This window comes from Amycolatopsis sp. NPDC006131 (genome assembly GCF_040614175.1).
Lineage (GTDB): Bacteria > Actinomycetota > Actinomycetes > Mycobacteriales > Pseudonocardiaceae > Amycolatopsis_E > Amycolatopsis_E tucumanensis.
In genome coordinates this window covers 1-19,984 of the sequence record NZ_JBEXTX010000061.1, presented here as the reverse complement: position 1 = coordinate 19,984, position 19,984 = coordinate 1, and the positions used below count along the sequence as shown (strand labels likewise).

The following is a 19,984-nucleotide window of genomic DNA, read 5'->3' as shown; positions in this document are numbered from 1 at the left end:
CACCCGAGACGAGACAGCCGCTCCCCCTGTGACATCCGGCCGAGTAGACAGCGTCTACAGATCTTGGTACACAGGTGTCTACCAGGTGAACACCGGATGTCGGAGAGCTGAATGGGCTATCAGAGGTTCGTCGCCCTCGGCGACAGTTGCGCGGAAGGCCTGCACGACCCGTACCCGGGCACCAACATCTACCGGGGCTGGGCCGATCTGGCCGCGGCCACGCTGGCCCAGCACGACCCCGCCTTCCGGTACGCCAACCTGGCCGTCCGCGGCCGCCGCCTCGACCAGATCATCGTCGAGCAGATCCCCGCGGCACTGGACCTCAAGCCCGACCTCGTCACGCTCTTCGGCGGCGCGAACGACGTCATGACCCGCACCTACCGCGCCGAGGTCGTCGCGAAGCGGGTGGACGCGGCCATCCGCATGCTCACCCGCGCCGCGCCCACCGTCGTCGTCTTCACGCTCAGCGACGTCTCCGGCCGCGTGCCCGGCCTGCTGCGCATCCGCCACCGCCTGGAAGCCCTCAACGAGGCGATCCACGCGTCCGCGGCGAAACACGGCGCCGAGGTGGTCGACCTGTGGGGCGAGGAAGCCGTGCACGACCTGCGCTACTTCGGCCCGGACCGGCTGCACCTGTCCGAGTACGGCCACCGCCGCCTGGCCGCGCACCTGCTCACGACCCTCGGCGTCGACTACGACCCGGCCTGGCTGGAGCCGCTGCCCGGCGACCCGGTGCGCCCCGGCCTGCGCGCGCACGCCGGCTGGGTGTGGCGCGAGGTCCTGCCGGTGATGGTCACCCGCACCCGCAACTGGTTCACCGGCCGGTCGCCCGGCGACGGTTTCGCGCCGAAGCGCCCCGATCTGCTCCCCGTCATCGCCGACGAGCTGGCGTCGTGGAAAACGATCCCCGGCAGCGCCTGATCGACAGCGCCGTCGCCGTCCTGACCAGCGAGGGTGTCGAGGCCGTCACCCTGCGACGGATCGCACGTGAGGCGGGCGTTTCGCACGGCGCGCCGCTGCGGCACTTCGCCGGGCGGGCCGAACTGCTCGCCGCGGTCGCCGCGTCCGGGTTCGCGGAGCTGCACGACCGCGCGGCCGCCCTGCCGGAGGGCAACCCGCAGCAACGGCTGCTGACGGCGTGCCGCCGCTACCTCGACTTCGCGCTGGCGAACCCGGCCATGTTCGAGCTGATGTTCCGGCCGGACCTGATCGACGTGCGCGAACCCGCGCTGGCCCGCCTGTCCAGCGCGGTGTTCGAGCAGTTCCTGGACCTGGTGACTCAAGCGCAGGCGGTCGGCTGGCGGCGGGGCACCGCTTCGCGTCCGCTCGCCGCGTCGCTGTGGGCGTCGCTGCACGGGCTCGCCGCGCTGTGGCTGCGCGGCGGGTTGCCGTCGGCCGCCGAGTCCTCCGACGTCGAGCAGACGCTGGCCGTCACGCTCAACACCTACCTCCGCTCCTGACACGCGGCGGCGATCCGCCGGTACGCCGCCTCCACGTGCTCGGCGCGGGTGGCCGGTGAGCCGACCGCGAGCCGCAGCAGCACGTGCCCGTTCACCTTGGTGTGGCTCAGGAACAGCTCGCCCGACGCGTTGAGCCGTTCCATCGCGGCGAGGGTCTCCGTGTCCGGGTCGGGAACGGACGCAGGCCACCGGGGCCGGAAGCACACCAGCCCGAACGGGTGCCCCGGGTGCAGCTCGAACCCGTCGTCGGCGTCGATCAGGCGGGCGAACCGCGCGGCCAGTTCGACGCAGTTCCGGATGTGCGCGCGCAGCCCCTCCGCGCCGTACCAGCGGATCACCGACCACAGCTTCAGCGCGCGGAACCGCCGCCCGAGCGGGACCTGCCAGTCCCGGTAGTCGATCACCTCGCCCGACTCCGTCGCCGTGTTGCGCAGGTACTCCGGCAGGATCGACAACGCGTCGATCATCGGCCGCCGGTCCCGCACCCACAGCACACCGCAGTCGAAGTTGGTGAGCAGCCACTTGTGCGGGTTGGTCGCGTACGAGTCCGCGTACTCGGCCACGCCGTCGTTGATCCACCGCAGCTCCGGGCACACCGCGGCCGATCCGGCGTATGCCGCGTCCACGTGCAGCCACACCCCGGCCTCGCGGCACACCGCACCGATCTCCGCGACCGGGTCGATCGCCGTGGTGGACGTCGTCCCGATCGTCGCGCAGACCAGCGCCGGGACCACGCCCCCGGCCACGTCCTCGGCGATCATGCGCCGCAGCTCGGCGACGTCCATCGCGAGCGTCACCGGATCCACCGGCACCATCCGGACGTTCTCCCCACCGAGACCCGCGATGCGGCCGGCCCGCTGCAGTGACGAGTGCGTCTCGGTGGAGACGTAGATCCGGTAGGTGCCCGTCACGCCGTGGTCGCGGATCTTCCCGCCGCTCGCCCGGTGCAGCGCGGCGAGCAACGCCACCAGCGCCGCGCTCGACGCCGAGTCCTGGATGACCCCGCCACCCGCGCCGTCGGTGCGGAACTCGGCGGGCAGCCCGAGCAGCTCGGCGAGCCAGTCGACCACGACGGTCTCCAGCTCGGTGCACGCCGGGCTCGTCGCCCACACCATCCCCTGCACGCCGAGGCCGCTGGACAGCAGGTCACCGAGGATCGCCGGGCCGGACGCGTTGGCCGGGAAGTAGGCGAAGAAGTCCGGGTGCTGCCAGTGGGTGATGCCCGGCAGGATCACGCGGTCCAGGTCGCCGAGGAGGTCCTCGAACGGCTCACCCCGCTCCGGCGGGTGCGCCGCCAGCCGGTCGCGCACCTCCCCCGGCGCGAGCGGCGAGCGCACCGGCCGGTCCTCGATCGTGCTCAGGTAGTCGGCCACCCAGTCGACGACCTGCTTGCCGTAGCGCCGGAACTCCTCCGGTGTCATGTGCCCCGTCATGTCCCCGAGTCAACCGCGCCACGCCTTTTCGCGCAGCAACCGCAGGCCGTTGAGCGCCACCAGCACCGTCGAGCCCTCGTGACCGGCGACGCCGAGCGGCAGCGGCAGCTCGCCGAACAGGTCCCAGAGCACCAGCCCGACGATGAACCCGCCCGCGATCGCGAGGTTGGCGAGCACCAGCCGCCGCGCGCGGCGGGCCAGTGCGACGACCGCGGGGATCGCCGTCAGCTCGTCCCGCACGACGACCGCGTCGGCGGTCTCCAGCGCCAGGTCCGATCCGGCTCGTCCCATCGCGATGCCGGTGTTGGCCGCGGCCAGGGCGGGCGCGTCGTTGACGCCGTCGCCGACCAGCAGGACCCGCTCGCCGAGCTCCCGGACGGCGGCGACCTTGTCCTGCGGCAGCAGCCCGGCCCGCACGTCGGTGATGCCGACCTCGTCCGCCACCCGCGCCGCCGCCCGCGGGTTGTCCCCGGTCAGCAGCACGGGGGAAGCCCAGCTCAGCGCGGTCACGGCGGCGCGCGCGTCCGGGCGCACGTGGTCGGCGAGCCCGAGCACGCCCGCCGGTTCGCCGTCCACCCGGACCAGCACCGCGGTCCGCCCGTCCGCCTCGGCCTCGCGCACCGCCTCGCTGTCGTCCCGGCCGACGAACACCTGCCGCCCGTCGACCACCGCGTGCACGCCCCGGCCGGGCTCGGCGCGGAAGTCCCGCGCCGGCGGCACCCGGTCCGCGGCCGCGACGATCGCCCGCCCCAGCGGGTGCTCACTCGCCTGCTCCGCAGCGGCCGCGAGGCGCAAAACATCCTTTTCGGACATCCCGAGTGGACGGACCTCGACCACGCGCGGCGACCCCTCGGTCAGGGTGCCGGTCTTGTCGAACGCGACGCGCTCCGTCGTGCCGAGCCGTTCGAGCACCACGGCCGACTTGACCAGCACACCGTGCCGCCCGGCGTTGGCGATGGCGGACAGCAGCGGCGGCATGGTCGCGAGCACCACCGCGCACGGCGAGGCGACGATCATGAACGTCATGGCGCGCAGCAGCGTTTCCTGCAGGCCGGCGCCGAAAACCAGCGGCACCAGGAACAACGCCAGCGTCGCCACCACCACGCCGACCGAGTACCGCTGCTCGATCTTCTCGATGAACAGCTGGGTCTTCGCCTTGGTCGCCGACGCCTCCTCGACCATCGCGACGATCCGCGCCAGCACCGTGTCCGAGGAGTCGCGCGTGACCCGCACCCGCAGCACGCCGGTGCCGTTCAGGGTGCCCGCGAACACCTCGTCGCCGACGGCCTTCGGCACCGGCATCGACTCGCCGGTGATCGACGACTGGTCCACCTCGCTCGCGCCGTCCAGCACGACGCCGTCCCCGCCGATGCGCTCCCCCGGCCGGACCACGAACTCGTCGCCCACTTCGTAGCTGTCCGCCTCGCCGGTCAGGTCGAGGAGGCTGCGCACCGAATCCGCGGTGCGTTGCGTGGCGACGGCCTCCAGCGCGCCGGAGGTCGCGAAGATGACGATCAGCAGGCCGCCGTCGAGGACCTGCCCGATCGCCGCGGCGCCGACGGCGGCCACGACCATCAGCAGGTCGACGTCCAGCGTCCGCTCGCGCAGCGCCCGCAGCCCCGCCAGCAGCGGCTCCCACCCGCCCGCGGCGTAACAGCCCAGGTAGAGGGCCCAGTACAGCCAGGCGGGGCCGCCACCGAGGTCGGCCGCGAGCCCGGCCAGGAACAACACCAGCGCGGCCAGCGCCCACCGGACCTCGGGCAGCAGCAGCCGGCGCGCGGGACGGACCGCGGCCGCTCTGTCGATCATTTGCACCACGTGCCGAAGCATACCCGAACACATGAAGACGTCTACATGTGTTCTTCGACTAGAATCGTCTCGTGGGTCACGGAGTCGACAGCAAGGACAGGCGGGCAGCGTCGCTGGACGCGCAGAGCGCGGCGACCGTCGCCGCCACCCTGCAGGCTCTGGCCACCCCCAGCCGCCTGCTGATGCTCTCCCGGCTGCGGCAGGGGCCGTGCGCGGTCGGCGAGCTGGCCGAGGCGGTCGGCATGGAGCAGTCCGCGGTCAGCCACCAGCTCCGGCTGCTGCGCAACCTCGGCCTGGTCACCGGGCAGCGCTCGGGCCGCAGCATCGTCTACAGCCTCTACGACAACCACGTCGCCCAACTGCTCGACGAGGCCGTCTACCACATCGAGCACCTCCGGCTCGGAGTTCCGGACAGCACCACCGCCTGACTGGCAAAGTGGTGGCGTGACGAATCCCGTGGTGGATCTGCGGCCGCCCGCGAACCTGGTCAGCCGAAAGGCCGTGCTGTTCTGGGCCACGCGTGCGGCGATCGGCTGGGTCGTCGTGCTCGCCGGCGAGGGCGTGTGGCTGGGGCTGACCGGCTGGTTCCCGCTGGTCGTCGCGCTCGCCGTGACCGCGGTGGTGGCGATCGCGCACCTCGCCGTCATGCCGCAGTGGCGCTTCCGCGTGCACCGCTGGGAGACCACGCCCCAGGTCGTCTACACGCAGTCCGGCTGGATCAACCAGGAGCGCCGCATCGCGCCGGTGTCCCGGATCCAGACCGTCGACACCGAACGCGGCCCGCTGGAGCGGTTGTTCGGGCTGGCGAACCTGACCGTGACGACGGCCTCGGCGCGCGGACCGGTCCAGATCCACGGCCTCGACATCGAGGTCGCGCAGCGGCTGACCCAGGAGCTCGCCACGCAGACGCAGGCCACGCCGGGGGACGCGACGTGAGCGACGACTGGCAGCGGCTCAGCGCGCGCATGCTCGCGGTCCACCCGGTGCAGGAGGTCGTGCGGCTGCTGCCGGTGCTGATCGGCGTGCTGTTCATCGGCCGCGGCGGCCAGGGCCAGATCTGGAGCCTCGTCGGTCTCGGGCTGGCGATCGCGGCCGGGCTGCTGCGCTGGTTCACCACGACCTACCAGATCACCGCCGAGCACGTACGCGTGCGGCGCGGGCTGCTCAGCCGCAAGGAACTGTCCGTGCCACGCGACCGGATCCGGACGGTCGACCTCACTTCCCGTCCGCTGCAAAGGATCCTCGGGCTGAGCCGGGTCGTGATCGGCACCGGCCGCGGCGACTGGCAGGGCGCGATGGGCGTCACGCTGGACTCGCTGGCGACCGCGGATGCCGCACGGTTGCGCGAAGAGCTGCTGCACCGCCGCACCGAGCAGACCGAGGGCCTGGTGGACGTGCTGGCCGAACTGCGGCCGGCCTGGGTGCGGTTCGGGCCGTTCACGCTGTCCGGCATCGCCGCGATCGGTGTGGTCGTCGGCTCGCTGGCCAACCTGTTCAACGAGGTGCGCATCGACGAGGACGACTTCGGGATGCTGCAGTCGCTCGTCGGCCGGGTCGCGTCGACTCCGGCGTGGCTCATCGTGATCGTGCTGCTGGTGCTGACCGTCGTGCTGGTGTCCGTGCTGTCGGTGATCGCGTACGTGCTGGCGTTCTGGAACTTCCGGCTGGCCCGCGGCGAAGGCACGCTGCGCGTGACGCGCGGCCTGCTGACCACCCGCCAGACCACGATCGAGCTGCGCCGCCTGCGCGGGGCCGAGATCAGCGAACCGCTGCTGCTGCGCGCCGCCCGGGGCGCACGCTGCTCGGCGATCACCACCGGGTTGCGTGGCGAGCACAGCGGTTCCGTGCTGCTGCCGCCCGCCCCGCGCGCGGTGGCGCACCGCGTGGCCGGCGATGTCCTCGAAGATCCGGCGGCCGCCACTGCCGAACTGGTCCAGCACGGTCCGCGCGCCCACCTGCGACGGCACACGCGGGCGTTCCTGTTCGCGGCGGCCGTGACCGGGCTGTGCGCGCTGTTGTGGTGGTTCGCGGACTGGCCGTCGTGGCTGTGGCAGGTCGCGCTGGCGCTGTTCCCGATCGGCGCGTTGCTGGCCGAGGACCGCTACCGCAACCTGGGGCACGCCTTGAGCGGCGGCAAACTGGTGTTCCGGCAGGGCAGCCTGGTGCGGCGGCGGCAGGTGCTCGCGACCGAGGGTGTGATCGGCTGGGTGTTCCACCGGTCGTTCTTCCAGCGGCGGGCCGGGCTGATCTCGCTGACCGCGACCACGGCCGCCGGGCGTCAGCACTACACCGGCGTCGACGTCCCGGCCGCGGAAGCCATCGCGCTCGCCGACGCCGCGGAACCCGGTCTGCTGGAGCCGTTCCTGGTCCGGCGGTAGGGACAACCCGACCGGCGATCGACCGGTGCACCGCAGTGATCTCGTTGTCGCGCGGGCGAAAACTCGTGGCATGACTGCTTCGACGCGGATCCGCCCGCCGCTCGTCGGACTCGGGCTCGTCACTGTCGCCTTCCTCGCCTACGCGCTGCCGCCCTACCTCGGGCTGGACCCGGCGCAGTCCCGCGTGCCGACCCGGTCCGGCACGTGGTTCCACTACCCGCTGCTGGTGACGCACATCTTCCTGGGCACGGCGGTGCTGGTGACCGCCGTGCTGCAACTGTGGCCGTGGCTGCGGCAGAAGCACCCCGAGGTGCACCGGTGGAGCGGCCGGATTTACGTGTTCGCGGCCATCCCGGGCGGGCTCGCCGCGCTCGCCGTGGCGCCGCTGGGGGCGGCCGGGCTGAACCAGCGCGCGGCGAACACGATGCTGGCGCTGCTGTGGCTCGGCACGACGGTGACGGGTTATGTGATGGCCCGGCGGCGCCGGTACGCGCAGCACCGCGAGTGGATGGTGCGCAGCTTCGCGCTGTGCTTCTCCATCGTGGTCAACCGCCTGTGGACGACGGTGTGCGTGGCCGCGTTCGTGCCCGACCCGTCCGACGCGTTGGCCCTCCAGCAGGCGATCGGCGTCGGCACGTGGATGAGCTGGCTGGTGAACCTGCTGATCGCGGAGTGGTGGCTGCAGCACACGCGGCACCGCCGCAAGACCCGCCGCGCGCCGCTCAGCTCTCCCGTGCCAGCCGGAACGTGAGGCGCAGGTCCGCGACCCACTCCGCCGGGATCTCCCACGGGATGAAGTGCCCGCCACGCTCGTGGGCGCGCACGTTGACCAGGTTGTACCAGCCACCCCGCTCGCTCGCCACGAAGTTCCGCACCCGCTCGCCGGGCGTCGACACGCCCGGCGGGTTTTCGTGGTTCACCAGGGTGAGCCCGGTCGGCGCCTCGACCACCGGCTGCCGGTCGTGCGACGGCGTCCACGGGTAGCGGTTGTTGTTGGCATACGTGCGGATCGAGGTGCCGATCGTGTTCGTCACCCAGTAGATCGTCGCGTGGGTGAGCAGGTCGTCCTTGCGGTAGACGGTCTCCGGGGAACTCCACTTGACCCACCGCTGCAGGATCCACGCGAGCATCCCGGCAGGCGAGTCCGTCAGCCCGAACGACAGCGTGCTCGGCTCCAGCACGTGCGCGGTCAGGTGCACCGCGAACCGCCGCTCCAGCTCCAGCACCCGCGCGTGCGCGTCGGCGGGCAGCCCCGGCGGGATCGGCTGCCCGCCGGTGATGTCCCACGCGCGCTCGCCGTTGAACATGCTCAGCTTCTGCCCGGATCCGATGTGGATGCCGTGCAGTGAATCCGCGTGCTTGTGCCCGAGCTGCCCGGCGATCAGGGCGCCGACGTCGCAACCCCCGACGGCGTACTTGCCGAACCCCAGCACCCCGCTCATCAGCTCGTGGAAGATGTCGGCGATCTTCCAGTAGTTCAGGTCCGCGCGCGGCAACGGCGACGAGAACCCGAAGCCGGGAAGCGACGGCACGATCACGTCGAACGCCTCCCCGTCGCCGTCGGGTTCGGCGAGCGAGTCGACCACTTTCGACCAGTGCCAGAACGTCCACGGCCACCCGTGGAGCAGGATCAGCGGCGTCGGGGACGGCCCGGCGCCGGGTTTGCGCATGAAGTGCACGGGCACGCCGCCGACCTCGACGCGGTAGTGGTCATAGGCGTTCATCGCCGCCTCGGCCGCCCGCCAGTCGTAACCGGACCGCCAGTGCTCGACGAGTTCCTGGAGCAGCGCGCGGTTCACACCGTAGGCGGAGTCCTCGTTGCCGAGGTCGTCCGGCCAGCGGGTCAGCTCCAGCCGCCGCCGGAGGTCGTCGAGCACCTCGCCGGGCACGTGGATGGGCGTCGGTTTCACTGTTCCCCCAGTTCTACGAGGTGCAGGAGGGCGGGCAGGGCGGCGGCGATCGCGGTCCGTTCCGCACGCGGCAACTGAGCGGCGAGCCGCTCCAGGTGCTTGATCCGCTCGGCGCGCCGCCCCTCGACGATCGCCGCGCCGTCGGGCGTGATCCGCACGATCACGGCCCGCCCGTCGGAGGGGTCCGGCAGCCGCTCGACGAGTCCCTCACGCTCCAGTTTGGTCACCATCTGCGTGATCGCGGACTGCGTGACCTGCTCGTCGGCGGTCAGCTCGCCCAGCCGCTTCGGCCCGCGGGTGGCGAGCGTGTGCAGCACGGACAACGTGGTGAAGCTCAGCCGCTGCACCGCGGGCAGGCGGATGTTCATGCGCGTGAAGCGCTCCATCACGACCGTCAGCTCGGTGATGTCCAGCTCGCGCACCACCCAGTTATATCAGTTACTAATATTTTTCGTCGTGCACGCTCCGCTCGGCCGGAACGGCTCGGCGAGCTGCGCCAGGTACCCGTCCGGGTAGTGCGGCTTCGCCGCCATGCCGAGGTCGTCGCTGCGGAACCGCCGCTCCGGGTCGTAGGAGTAGGTGCCGAGGCAGTGGTCCCACAGCAGCGTGAACAGCCCGAAGTTGACGTCGCCGGCCCCGGCCCACTTGAGGTGGTGGAACCGGTGCGCCTGGTTCAGCGCGAGCACCGCGCGCAGCGGCCCCACCCGGTAGTCCACATTGGAGTGCTGCAGGAGCAGCTGGACCGCGACGCACAGCGCGAGCACGCTCGCGACGGCGGACGGCATGCCGAGCAGGACCAGCGGCGCGACACCGGCGGCGGTTTCCAGGGTCTGGTGCAGCGGGTGCTTCATCAGCCCGTTGAACCCGTACGCGCGTTTGACGCTGTGGTGCACGGCGTGCAGCCGCCACAGCGCCGGGACCTTGTGGCTGGCCAGGTGCACCAGCGTGATCCCGAGGTCGGCGACGAGGACGGCGATCAGCACCTGCACCGCGAACGGCAGCGAGCCGGGCCAGATTCCGTCGATCGACGCGACCGCGGTGAGCGCCGGGAGCACGGCCAGACCGGCCAGCGTCAGCGTTTCGTTCACCACGGCGTGGGCGACATCGCGCCGGTCGTCGCCGTGCGGGACGTTCCAGTCGTCGCGGTAGGGCAGGACGCGTTCGGCGGCGAAGGACGCGCCCACCGCGACGAACAGCAGGCCGAGCAGCCAGAGCTTCGGATGACCGCCGGCCGCCAGGGCGATGGCCGCGCCGTCGACGACGAGGAGCATGAACGGCACGTAGCCGTACCGGACGAGGGTTCGCATGCCGCCGACCCTGCCCGCAGGCGGACCGATCCGGCTTGAACGAACTGGCTACTCCCACCGCACGCCGCGGGTCAGGGCGGACGGGGCGAGCCCGAACATGTCGTGGCAGACGCGCGTCAGGTGCGCGCTGTCCGCGAAGCCCGCGGCGTGGGCCGCGTCGGTCAGCGTCGCGCCGGCGCGGGCGTGCTCGATCGCGCGCTGCAGGCGGGCCCACCGCACGTACGCGCGGAACGGCAGGCCGATCTCGTCGCGGAACAGGTGCCCGAGGCGCGACGCGGAGATCCCGGCCACGCCGGCCACTTCCGCCAGCGGGACGGTGGAGTCGAGCATCGCGGGCACGGCCTCGACCGCCCTGCGCAACGCGGGGTGCAGGCTGGTGGGCTCGTCCGCCCAGCCTTCGGCCAGGGATTCGCCTGCCGCCCGCCACGCCGCGGGTGATCCGGCGGGCAGGCCAGTGCCGCGGACCCGGGCGAGGAGCGACCGGCCGAGCACGCCGGTGGCGTCGACCCAGATCAGCTGCCCGGCCGCGCCACCGTGCATCTCGTGTTCGGCGCCAGCCGGGATCACGGCCGAGCGGCACCACTCGCCGCCGTCCGCGCCACGCAGGCGCACCGGCTCGTCGGCGAGCACCACCTGCACGGCGGCGTGCCGGTGCCGGTGCGCGTCCCCCACCGTCCCGCGGTAGCCGAGCCGGCCAGGGCGCAGCGTCGCGGTTCCCCGCCAAGTCACGGCTCCCACCCAACACGAAAAACCGCCGATCGCCGAGCCCGGCGCCGGTCGACTGGCAGAATCGGCCGGGTGCAGGTCGGAATGCTTGGTCCATTCGAAGTTCGCACGGACGACGGCCGCTTCGCCGACGTGCCCGGCGCCCGGTTGCGCGGGCTGCTGGTCGCCCTCGCGCTGCAGCCGGGCCGCGTCGTCCCGAAGGCGGCGCTCATCGACTGGATCTGGGGTGAGCAGCCGCCGTCGGACGCGGTGAACGCCCTGCAGCGCCTCGTTTCCCGGCTGCGGAAGGCGCTGCCCGCCGGGTCGGTCGAGGGGCAGACGGACGGCTACCGGCTCCGGATCGAGCCCGACGCGGTGGACGCCGTCAGGTTCGAACGCCTCGTCGGCAAGGCGCGCGAGGACGAAGATCCGCAGCGGCTGCGCGAGGCCCTCGCGTTGTGGCGCGGTCCGGCCATGCAGGACGTCGGCCTGACCGACAGCGGCGCCTTCGACGCCGCGGTCACCCGGCTCGAGGGGCTGCGCCTGACCGCGCTGGAAGACCGGTTCGACGCGGAGATCCGCCTCGGCAACGGCGCCGATCTGGTCACCGAGCTGACCGATCTGGTGGCCGCGCACCCGGTGCGGGAACGGCTGGTCGCCGCGCTGATGCGCGCACTGGTCGCGACCGGCCGCGACACCGACGCGCTGCTCGTCTACGAGCGCACCCGGGAAACCCTGGCCGACGAGCTGGGCGTCGACCCCTCGCCGGAGCTGTCCGCGTTGCACGTCGCGCTGCTGCGGGGCGAGGTGGAGCGGCCCGCGGAGAAGCAGAAGACCAACCTGCGCGCCGAGCTGACCAGCTTCGTCGGCAAGGACGCCGAGGTCACCGCGGTCCGCGACCTGATCGGCGAACACCGGCTCACCACGCTGATCGGCCCCGGCGGCGCGGGGAAGACCCGGCTGGCCACGGAAACCGCGCGCACGCTGCTCGGCGATTTCCCCGACGGGACCTGGCTGGTCGAACTCGCCCCGCTCGGCGCGGACGGGGACGTCGCGCAGGCGGCGCTGGCCGCGCTGAAACTACGCGACGCGCTGCTCGGCGACGCGCCGGACGCGGACCCGGCCGACCGCGTCATCGCCGCCCTCCGCGAGCGGACGGTGCTGCTGGTCCTGGACAACTGCGAGCACGTGGTCGGGTCCGCCGCGGAGTTCGCCCACCGGGTGCTCGGCGAGTGCCGCCGGCTGCGGATCCTCGCCACGAGCCGGGAACCCCTCGGCATCACCGGTGAGGCGCTGTGGCCGGTCGCGCCGCTGGCGCTGCCCGCGGACGACGCTGACCCGGGCAAGATCGAAGCCGCCCCGGCCGTCCAGCTGCTGCGCGACCGGGCCGCCGCGGTGCGTAAGGACCTCGGCAACGACGCGCAGACGTTGTCGGCCATGGCACGCATCTGCCGGGCGGTGGACGGGATCCCGCTGGCTATCGAACTCGCCGCGGCCCGCCTGCGCACCATGTCGCTCGACCAGCTCGCCAACCGGCTCGACGACCGGTTCCGCCTGCTCACCGGCGGCAGCCGCACCGCGCTGCCCCGGCAGCGGACGCTGCGCGCGCTGATCGACTGGAGCTGGGAGCTGCTCAGCGACGCCGAACGGACGGTGCTGTGCCGGCTCTCGGTGTTCTCCGGCGGCGCGAGCCTGGAAGCGGCCGAGCGCGTCTGCGCCACCGACGAGATCGAATCGTGGGAGGTGCTGGAGCTGCTGACCGCGCTGACCGAGAAGTCGCTGGTGGTCACCGATGACGACGGCGCCCCGCGCTACCGGATGCTCGGCACCATCAAGGAGTACGCCGACGAACGGCTCGCCGAAGCCGGCGATTCCGAGGCGGCGCGCCGCGCGCATCTGGCGTACTTCACCGAACTCGCGGAAACCGCGGAGCCGCACCTCCTGCGCGCCGAACAACTGGAATGGCTCGGCGTGCTCAAGGCCGAGCACGACAACATCGCCGCGGCGATGCGCGGCGCGATCGCGGCGGGCGAAGCGGCGGGCGCGATGCGGCTCGCCGCGGCCGCGGGCTGGTACTGGTGGCTCGCCGGGCACAAGGCGGAGGGCAACGAGCTGATCCTGGCGGCGGCCACGATGCCCGGCGAGGTGGCGGACGAGATCCGCGGCGTGGTGTACGCGTTCGTGTCGGGGTTCATGACCTCCGGGCGCGGCAGCGACCAGTTCGACGCGGTGGAGTGGATTCACAAGGCGTACGAGATCAGCCGGCGCGTGCCGAACCCGCCGCCGTCGCTGCGGTTCGCCGGCGCGATGGAGCGCCTGCTGGAGGGGCCGGACGCGATGCTGACCGCGTTCGAGCCCCAGATCACCGACGACGACCCGTGGGTGCGCGCGCTGGCCCGGCTGCAACTCGGGAAGATGCGGGTGCAGCTCGGCCACGGCGGCCGAGAGGCGGACACCTACCTGGAGGCGGCGCTCACCGAGTTCCGCGCGATCGGCGAACGCTGGGGCATTTCGTTCGCCCAGACCGAGCTGGCGGAGCGGATCGCCACGCGCGGTGAGTTCACCCGCGCCTGCGAGCACTACGAGCAGGCGATCGCGGTCGTCAAGGAGGTCGGCGCCGTCGAGGACGTCGTGCGGATGCGGTCGCGGCAGGCCCAGCTGTACTGGGTGCTCGGCGACGCGGAGCGCAGCGCGTCGGCCATGGCCGAGGCGCAGCGGTACGCGGACCGGATCGCCTGGCCGGAAGCGCTGGCCGAGCTGGCGCTGGCGAAGGCGGAGCTCGCGCGCTGGCGCGGCGACACCGAGCAGGCGCGCCGGGAACTCGGCATCGTGACGGAGATGCTGAGCGACAACGCGGAACGGGCGGCCGTCCGCGTGATGACGCACGATCTGCTGGGCTACCTCGCCGAGGACCTCGACGAGGCCAGGGAGCACCGCGCGGCGGCCGTCGAAGCGGCGGCCGAGGCGGGGCACCCGCTCATGATCGCCCAGACGCTGGTCGGCGCCGCGGATCTGGCGCTGCGCGGCGGACAACCCGAGCAGGCCGTCCGGTTGCTCGCGGCGAGCGACGCGCTGCGCGGCCTGCCGGACCGCTCGCAGCCGGACGTGGCGCGGATCGAGCAGGAAACGCGGAACCGCCTCGGTGACACGCGGTTCACCGAGGCGGTTCAGGAGGGGCGGGAGACGAGCTGGCGCGAGCTGATCGCGGTCACGCTCGCTTCTTGAACGTGGCGGACGCCCACAGGTAGCCGACGAGCGCGATGCCGGCGCACCAGGCGAGGGCGGCGATCAGGTCACCGGTGGCAGGCGAGCCGTTGAGCAGGCCGCGCAGGGTTTCGATGATCGGCGTGAACGGCTGGTACTCCGCGAACTCGCGCAGGCCCGGCCCCATCTTGTCGGCGGGGACGATCGCGCTGCTGAAGAACGGCAGCATGACCAGCGGCACCGACGCCATCCCCGCGGATTCCACCGACTTGGCCGCCAGTCCCAGCGCGACGGTCAGCCAGCCGGTCGCGAGACCGAGCAGCACGACCACGCCGAGCACGCCCAGCCAGTCGAGGAAGTCCGCCGACGGGCTGAACCCGAGCAGGAACGCCACGCCGACGAGCGCCGCGATGGCGAGCAGGTTGGTCAGCACGCTGGCGATGACGTGCCCGTTCAGCACCGCGCCACGGGAGACGTCCATGACCTTGAACCGGTTGATGATGCCCTTGGTCATGTCGGAGCTCACCGCGGTCGCGACACCGCCGAGTCCATAACAGACAGCCAGGAGCATCAGGCCCGGTGTGGCGTAGTCGACGTAGTCGACGCCGACGCTGAACGCGTCGCCGAGCATGTACACGAACATCACCATGACCACGATCGGCATCAGGACCGCGTTGAAGACGGTGACCGGGTTCCGCGCGATGTGCTTGAAGTTGCGGCGCAACATTACGAGCGACTGGTTGTTCATTTCGCGACCACCTCCGTGGTGTGGCCCGTGAGGGCGAGGAAGACGTCATCGAGGTCGGGTGTGTGGACGGTGAAGGTTTCGGCGCTGAGCGAGTGCTCGTCGAGCCGGTCGAGCAAGGCGCGCAACGACTTCGTGCCGCCGTCGCTGGGCATGCGGAGGGTCAGCGCGTCGTCGTCGCGGGTGGCGTCGGGCAGGATCCGGGCAGCCGAGTCGAGCTCGGTGGCCGTGGCGAACCGGAGCCGCACGTGGGTGCCGGGGATCTGGCGCTTGAGTTCGTCGGGGGTGCCCTGCGCGACCAGGCGGCCCTTGTCCAGCACCGCGACGCGGTCGGCCAGCTGGTCGGCTTCCTCGAGGTACTGGGTGGTGAGGAAGATGGTCACGCCGTCGGCCACCAGGTCGCGGATGATGTCCCACATCGTGCGGCGGCTGCGCGGGTCCAGACCGGTCGTCGGCTCGTCGAGGAAGATGACCCGCGGGTTGCCGACGAGCGTCATGGCCAGGTCGAGCTTCCGGCGCATGCCACCCGAGTAGGTCGACGCGGGTTTCTGGGCGGCGCCGCTCAGGTCGAACCGGTCGAGCAACTCGGCGACGACGCGCTTGCCGTCCTTGGCGGGGACCCGGTTCAGGTCCACCATCAGCTGGAGGTTCTCCTGGCCGGTGAGCAGCTCGTCGACGGCCGCGAACTGGCCGGTCACGCCGATCGCCGAGCGCACCGCCTTGGCCTCGGTGGCGATGTCGTGCCCGGCGACGCGGACGGTGCCGCCGTCGGCCTTGATCAGCGTGGTCAGGACGTTGACGGTGGTGGTCTTGCCGGCCCCGTTGGGCCCGAGCAGGGAGAAGATCGTGCCCGCCGGAACGCTGAGATCGATCCCGTCGAGCACGACTTTGTCTTGGTAGGACTTCCGGAGCCCGGAAGCCGTGATCGCCTCTGTCATGACGACCACTTTCGACGGCCGCCCTGACACGGGCCGGTCACCGCACTGACACGACTCCTGACACCGATTCGGATACAGGTCGACATTCAGATACCGACCTGTATCCTGAATTCGTGGAGACGGCAGACGCGCCCGCGGTCCGGATGACGCGCAAGGAGCGCCAGGAGGAGACCCGCCGACGGCTGATCGCGTCGGCGATCAGGCTGTTCGCGCGGTCCGGGGTGTCCGCGACCTCGCTCAACGCGGTCGCCGAGCACGCCGGGTTCAGCAGGGGAGCAGTGCACGGCAACTACTCCGGCAAGGACGAGCTGGTCGCGGCGGTCGCCGAGACGGTCGCGGGAGAGCTCGCCCCGCAGCTCGGGCAGATCCTGACGGGGCCCGGGTCGAGCCGCGAACGGCTGGCCGCGTACATCCGCGCCTTCCTGGAGTACTGCGCCCAGCACCCGGACTCGGCCGGCGCCTTGATCGCCGTGGTCGAGTACCTCAGCCGGGAGGATCGGCGGCACTACGGCGATCGGGTGGCCGCGTCGCTGGGTGATCTGATCGAGCTGTTCGAAGACGGTCAGCGCCGCGGCGAGATGCGCGCCTTCGACACCACCACGATGGCGTTCGCGCTGCGCACTGTGCTGGACAACACGGCCGCCCACCTCCTCGGGGGCGACGCGGACATCGAGGTGCTGACGCCGGAGATCGTGGCGCTGTTCGACGCTGCGACCCGGAAGGAGCGGTGATGAGCCGCACGTATCGGGTCACGGTCCGGGGCCGGTTCGAGAACCTCACCGCCCCGCAACGGGAGCGGCTGCTCGACGAGCAGGAAGCCCACGACGTCTTCGCTTCCCGCTTCACCCCGGAAGGGACGTTCCTCTACACGCCGCAGCTCATCGGCTACCAGTTCCGCTACCTGCTCCACGTCGAGGAGGACAGCCCCGAGGACGCCGACCTCGCCGCCCAGCTGGAAGCCCAGGAGCTGGCCGAGGCCGGGATGCGCGCACGGGGCCTGCAGGGCCGGATCGTCAAAATCAGCCTGACCTGTCTCGACGACGTGAAGATCCGCAAGAGCCGACGATGACGAACCGAAAGCGAGTTGCCCGAGGCCGCAGTACTTCCTCACCGTTCCGCACGAGTCGGTCGAGGAGCCGACGATGGAGTCGATGCAGGAGTTCGATCCGGCCGAGCTGGAGGCCGTGATGGCCGCCGTCGACAATCAACAGCGACTTGAAGGAGGCCGGCGCGTTCGTCACCGCAGGCAGCCTGCAGCCACCGTCGACCGCGATCACGGTCGACGCCAGCGGCGAGGAGCCTAAGCGCACACCGGGGCCGTTCGTGGAGGCCGCCGAGTACGTCGGCGGGTTCTGGATCATCGACGCACCGGACGAGGAGAAAGCGCTGACGTGGGCCGAGCAGGTCTCCGCCGCCCTGAGCTCACGAATCGAGGTCCGCGCCCTACAGGAGGCCGCGGAGTAGAGCGCCCTCCCAGCCATCCAAAGTGGAGAGCGTCACACAACTCTCGCCACACAACCAAAAGGGCCACCCGCGACACGGGTGGCCCTTTTTACTGTTGACCAGACCAACTGCCCGGTCGCCCGACCAACGCAACCACGGCGGGGGTTAGTGGCCTTACTCGAACACGGAACGACAGCGATGGGGGTCCGGGGATCGCCCCGGGCGGGGTCTGGGGGCTGCGCCCCCAGAAGAAAATACGAGGATCGAAAACAGCGAAGGCGCATCCCGCCGAGCAGGATGCGCCTTCGATCGAGTGGAGGTTAGGGGACCTTACTCGAACATAAAAGCCCAGGTCAGGGCACTGGAAGAGCTCCGCGAGAAGCTCCCCAGCCTCGATACCCCCGAGCCGTCGTCGATCAAGCACGACCGCCCCGGCCGGGCCCGGCAACTCCGTGCCGAGCAGATCGAGCAGCTGATCGCCGGCTACCGGTCCGGCGCGACGGTGTACGAACTCGGTGACCAGTTCGGCATCGAACGGCGAACGGTCAGCAACATCCTCCACCGACACGGCGTGCCGATGCGCCGCCGCGGCCTCACGCCAGACCAGGTCGACCACGCCATCCACCTCTACAACCTCGGCTGGTCCCTGGCCCGAGTCGGCGAACACCTCGGCGTCAACCACACCACCGTGCTGAACAAACTGCGCGAACGCGGCATCCCCACCCGAGACACACACGGGCGCCCACGCGTCGAAGCAGGTGGTCCTCGATGACCCGTCGTGCAGCGATGTCGACTCGATCAGCTTCCGACGGGGCCGCTGTCGTGCATGCCGTCACTGTGATCATGGGCGTCGTCGTCGGCCTCACCTTCCTCTTCGGCTTCGGCAACGTCCTCAACCTCGCCCTCCGGCTCGGAGTCCCGGTCTGGGTCGCACCGCTCGTCGCACCTGCGGTCGATCTGTCGATCCTTGGTCTACTGCTGGGCACTCGGCACCTGGCACTCGCTGGCGCGTCGGCGGACGTACTGCGGCCAGCTCGTCGACTCCTGATCTTCGCGAGCGTGGTCACGTTGGCGTTGAACGTGGCCGACCCGATAGTGGCAGGTGAGTACGGAAAAGCAGCCTTCGACGCCGTCGGGCCGCTCCTCTTGATCGGCTGGGCTGAAGTCGGCCCCAGCTTCCTACAGGCGATCGGCGAATGCACTTCCTCGACGGCGCACAGCTCGGTTGCCGGACGGCGGTCGCCGGGGCTCGTACGGGAACAGTCGGCACCCAGCGCGGTGGACCGCGAGATCGACCTGGACGAGGCCGATGACAAGAACGAACCTCGATTGACACGGCAGAAGCGCTCGCCGGAGAAACTCCTGGAGCTGGCGCGAGGAGAAGACGCGGCGCATCGTGCTGCTTACCAGAAGCCGATCTCGGCAGACACGCTTCGGGTTCGGTTGGGAATAGGCGCGGCTCAGGCACGGCGCCTGGTCAAGGCCGTGCGCTCCGAGTTCCAGGTGCGGGCCGACGGCGGTCAGCGGCTGGCCGGTGTTCCGCGGGATGCGAAGCGAGTCGACCCTGCTGCTGCGTGATGCTGAACCTCGGGTATCGGCTGCGGTCGCAATGTTGCTCGAAGTCAAAGCCGTGTGTGGATGTCGTCGCTGCGGACTGACCCGACCAGGGGTGGCATGGTGGTGGCAACGCATCCTCGGTCGTCGTGTGGAGGTGATTCTGGTGTCGGTCCAGCCGGAGCAGGAGCGGGTCTCGGAGACGGGATGCTGGTGTTGCGGCGGCGAGTACCCGGAGGCACAACTGGTCCGGCTGGGTAGCCATCCGGAGGTCGGGGTGTGCCTGCGGTGCGCGCGGTGGCTGCAACGCCGCGCCGTCCAGCGCCACGACGAACAGCATCCCTCGCCGGCTGGCCGGCTGCGCGGCGGGATCCAGACCGTCCGGGACGCGGTGATCCGCAAGGGCTGGCACCAGCGGGGCACCCTGGGCGTGGTGTTGCGCTGGATCGACCGCCACCTTCCCTAGCAGGCCGTGCATGGATCAGATCGCCGTAGACGGCGTCGACGTCACGTTCTCCCAGAACGGGCAGGACTGGAAGGTGGCCTGGTTCCCGCCACCGAGCCCGCCGCCGGGAACCCCGCACGGGGCTGCGGCGATCTGCGTGGCTGGCGAGCGGGTCGTGCTGGTCGGCACCGACGGCGAGACCTGGGGCCTGCCCGGCGGCCGTCCCGAACCGGGCGAAAGCATGATCGACATGCTGCGACGCGAGATGCGTGAGGAAGCCTGCGCCACCGTGACGTCCTGCCGCTTGCTGGGGTTCAGCCGCGGCACCTGCGTGCGCGGGCATGAGCAGGGACTGGTACTGGTCCGGTCACTGTGGCGGGCCGAGGTGACGGTCGAGCCCTGGGAGCCGCAGTTCGAGATCACGCACCGGCGGCTCGTGCCGGCCGCCGAGGCGTTCGCGTGCCTGGCGCTCCCGGCCGGGCTACGCCCGCTGCACCGGCGCGCCTTCGCCGAAGCCGGACTCGTCACCGATCACGGCGACGTCGGTGACAGTCCCACCTAGTGTCGCGCGTCGTTAATCAGTTTACGGTGGTGAGCTTGCGATGATTGGTTCGTGCCGTCGTCGGGGTTGATGATCAGTGACGAGGATCGAG

Annotated in this window: 22 protein-coding genes; 14 read left to right on the top strand and 8 right to left on the bottom strand. The window is 71.3% G+C overall.

The window, feature by feature from the left end:
- The first annotated feature begins 111 nt into the window (after positions 1-111).
- Both ABZ215_RS27110 and ABZ215_RS27105 read left to right on the top strand, forming a co-directional pair.
- Entirely contained in the window at positions 112-921 is an 810-nt protein-coding gene (locus tag ABZ215_RS27110) for an SGNH/GDSL hydrolase family protein (protein WP_354952599.1), read from the top strand.
- Positions 894-1,460 (top strand): TetR/AcrR family transcriptional regulator, encoded by a 567-nt coding sequence (locus ABZ215_RS27105; protein ID WP_237339187.1) that lies wholly within the window; start codon positions 894-896, stop codon positions 1,458-1,460. Before ABZ215_RS27110 ends, ABZ215_RS27105 begins: the two co-directional genes overlap by 28 nt.
- On the opposite strand, the gene ABZ215_RS27100 is transcribed toward ABZ215_RS27105, so the two are convergent.
- Together ABZ215_RS27100 and ABZ215_RS27095 are read right to left on the bottom strand one after the other, a co-directional pair.
- On the bottom strand, positions 1,445-2,881 hold the full coding sequence (locus ABZ215_RS27100) for an aminotransferase class V-fold PLP-dependent enzyme (RefSeq protein WP_354952635.1): 1,437 nt from the start codon (positions 2,879-2,881) through the stop codon (positions 1,445-1,447). The two genes, ABZ215_RS27105 and ABZ215_RS27100, sit on opposite strands and share 16 nt — an antisense overlap.
- 21 nt (positions 2,882-2,902) lie before the next feature.
- A complete protein-coding gene (locus ABZ215_RS27095) occupies positions 2,903-4,702 on the bottom strand; it encodes a heavy metal translocating P-type ATPase (RefSeq protein WP_354952633.1) in 1,800 nt (599 codons plus the stop codon).
- A gap of 71 nt (positions 4,703-4,773) precedes the next feature.
- On the opposite strand from ABZ215_RS27095, the gene ABZ215_RS27090 reads away from it, so the two are divergent.
- The 4 genes from ABZ215_RS27090 (at position 4,774) to ABZ215_RS27075 (ending at position 7,831) form a co-directional block, all read left to right on the top strand.
- Positions 4,774-5,130 (top strand): metalloregulator ArsR/SmtB family transcription factor, encoded by a 357-nt coding sequence (locus ABZ215_RS27090; RefSeq protein ID WP_020421587.1) that lies wholly within the window; start codon positions 4,774-4,776, stop codon positions 5,128-5,130.
- Between the two features lie 16 nt (positions 5,131-5,146).
- Entirely contained in the window at positions 5,147-5,638 is a 492-nt protein-coding gene (locus ABZ215_RS27085) for a PH domain-containing protein (RefSeq protein ID WP_235716256.1), read from the top strand.
- Positions 5,635-7,080 (top strand): PH domain-containing protein, encoded by a 1,446-nt coding sequence (locus ABZ215_RS27080; protein ID WP_354952597.1) that lies wholly within the window; start codon positions 5,635-5,637, stop codon positions 7,078-7,080. Before ABZ215_RS27085 ends, ABZ215_RS27080 begins: the two co-directional genes overlap by 4 nt.
- Positions 7,081-7,150: 70 nt before the next feature.
- Entirely contained in the window at positions 7,151-7,831 is a 681-nt protein-coding gene (locus ABZ215_RS27075) for a DUF2306 domain-containing protein (RefSeq protein ID WP_354952595.1), read from the top strand.
- On the opposite strand, the gene ABZ215_RS27070 is transcribed toward ABZ215_RS27075, so the two are convergent.
- Genes ABZ215_RS27070 through ABZ215_RS27055 form a run of 4 tightly spaced genes read right to left on the bottom strand, consistent with a single transcriptional unit; the run spans position 7,803 to position 11,026 of the window.
- Complete coding sequence (locus tag ABZ215_RS27070; RefSeq protein ID WP_354952593.1) at positions 7,803-8,990, bottom strand: epoxide hydrolase; 1,188 nt, start codon at positions 8,988-8,990, stop codon at positions 7,803-7,805. The genes ABZ215_RS27075 and ABZ215_RS27070 overlap by 29 nt on opposite strands.
- Entirely contained in the window at positions 8,987-9,412 is a 426-nt protein-coding gene (locus tag ABZ215_RS27065) for a MarR family transcriptional regulator (protein ID WP_202961471.1), read from the bottom strand. Before ABZ215_RS27065 ends, ABZ215_RS27070 begins: the two co-directional genes overlap by 4 nt.
- A 12-nt stretch (positions 9,413-9,424) precedes the next feature.
- On the bottom strand, positions 9,425-10,297 hold the full coding sequence (locus ABZ215_RS27060; RefSeq protein ID WP_237339192.1) for a sterol desaturase family protein: 873 nt from the start codon (positions 10,295-10,297) through the stop codon (positions 9,425-9,427).
- Positions 10,298-10,345: 48 nt separating this feature from the next.
- Positions 10,346-11,026: an AraC family transcriptional regulator gene (locus ABZ215_RS27055; RefSeq protein WP_354952591.1), complete on the bottom strand. Its 681-nt coding sequence runs from the start codon at positions 11,024-11,026 to the stop codon at positions 10,346-10,348.
- A gap of 69 nt (positions 11,027-11,095) precedes the next feature.
- Here ABZ215_RS27055 and ABZ215_RS27050 point away from each other — a divergent pair, with 69 nt between their 5' ends.
- Positions 11,096-14,227, top strand: coding sequence for a BTAD domain-containing putative transcriptional regulator (locus ABZ215_RS27050; protein ID WP_354952589.1), 3,132 nt, complete (start codon positions 11,096-11,098; stop codon positions 14,225-14,227).
- On the opposite strand, the gene ABZ215_RS27045 is transcribed toward ABZ215_RS27050, so the two are convergent.
- Together ABZ215_RS27045 and ABZ215_RS27040 are read right to left on the bottom strand one after the other, a co-directional pair.
- Positions 14,211-14,954 carry an ABC transporter permease gene (locus tag ABZ215_RS27045; protein ID WP_020421596.1) on the bottom strand — a complete coding sequence of 248 codons (744 nt, stop codon included), beginning with the start codon at positions 14,952-14,954 and terminating at the stop codon, positions 14,211-14,213. The two genes, ABZ215_RS27050 and ABZ215_RS27045, sit on opposite strands and share 17 nt — an antisense overlap.
- Complete coding sequence (locus tag ABZ215_RS27040; RefSeq protein ID WP_354952586.1) at positions 14,951-15,889, bottom strand: ATP-binding cassette domain-containing protein; 939 nt, start codon at positions 15,887-15,889, stop codon at positions 14,951-14,953. Before ABZ215_RS27040 ends, ABZ215_RS27045 begins: the two co-directional genes overlap by 4 nt.
- 113 nt (positions 15,890-16,002) lie before the next feature.
- Between ABZ215_RS27040 and ABZ215_RS27035 the strand changes: the two genes are divergently transcribed.
- From ABZ215_RS27035 to ABZ215_RS27005, 7 genes are all read left to right on the top strand, one after another.
- Entirely contained in the window at positions 16,003-16,620 is a 618-nt protein-coding gene (locus ABZ215_RS27035) for a TetR/AcrR family transcriptional regulator (RefSeq protein WP_354952584.1), read from the top strand.
- Entirely contained in the window at positions 16,620-16,958 is a 339-nt protein-coding gene (locus ABZ215_RS27030) for a DUF6204 family protein (RefSeq protein WP_354952582.1), read from the top strand. The genes ABZ215_RS27035 and ABZ215_RS27030 overlap by 1 nt, the downstream gene beginning before the upstream one ends.
- Positions 16,959-17,104: 146 nt before the next feature.
- Entirely contained in the window at positions 17,105-17,353 is a 249-nt protein-coding gene (locus ABZ215_RS27025) for a YciI family protein (RefSeq protein ID WP_354952580.1), read from the top strand.
- A 292-nt stretch (positions 17,354-17,645) separates the two neighbouring features.
- A complete protein-coding gene (locus ABZ215_RS27020) occupies positions 17,646-18,104 on the top strand; it encodes a hypothetical protein (protein WP_354952578.1) in 459 nt (152 codons plus the stop codon).
- Between the two features lie 14 nt (positions 18,105-18,118).
- On the top strand, positions 18,119-18,910 hold the full coding sequence (locus tag ABZ215_RS27015) for a hypothetical protein (protein WP_354952631.1): 792 nt from the start codon (positions 18,119-18,121) through the stop codon (positions 18,908-18,910).
- 142 nt (positions 18,911-19,052) lie between these two features.
- Positions 19,053-19,352 (top strand): hypothetical protein, encoded by a 300-nt coding sequence (locus tag ABZ215_RS27010; RefSeq protein ID WP_354952576.1) that lies wholly within the window; start codon positions 19,053-19,055, stop codon positions 19,350-19,352.
- Positions 19,353-19,362: 10 nt separating this feature from the next.
- Positions 19,363-19,893, top strand: coding sequence for an NUDIX domain-containing protein (locus ABZ215_RS27005; RefSeq protein WP_354952574.1), 531 nt, complete (start codon positions 19,363-19,365; stop codon positions 19,891-19,893).
- The last annotated feature ends 91 nt before the right edge of the window (positions 19,894-19,984 follow it).